Raw genomic sequence first — 410 nt, forward strand, 5'->3', positions numbered from 1 at the left:
CCGGTATCGCGGGGCAGGGCACCGGGATCTTCGACCTCGGCGGCGCGGCAGTTGCGTTGAGCGCGCCGGTATTCTTGGCCGATACGAGCTCCGCATCGACGATCAAGACGAGCGGGACGCTGACGCTGAACCAAGGCGCGGGTACGGCGCTCAGCCGACAGGCAGTCGGCGGGGCGCTAAATTTCATAGGGGGCACCGTCGCCGACAACGGCGTCCATATCAGCGCCCCGGCGGGAAACGTGAGTCTGGAGTCGACTTCAGGTGACCTCACCATAGGCAGCGGATCGACGATCAGCTCCGCTGGTGTCGCCAAACAATTCTTCGACATGACGGCCTATGCGCCGGCCGGTTCGATCACGCTGACGGCCGACAAAGGCACTGTCGACGTGCAACCTGGAGCGACCCTCGAC

The 410-nt window shown here is 64.9% G+C and carries 1 protein-coding gene; it reads left to right on the plus strand.

All coding sequences use genetic code 11. The features are described 5' to 3' along the window. The coding region (locus BTA35_RS17195; RefSeq protein WP_139363745.1) for a hypothetical protein at positions 1–410 on the plus strand (410 nt) is incomplete at both ends.

Source organism: Oceanospirillum linum, assembly GCF_001995095.2.
GTDB lineage: Bacteria > Pseudomonadota > Gammaproteobacteria > Pseudomonadales > Halomonadaceae > Oceanospirillum > Oceanospirillum linum.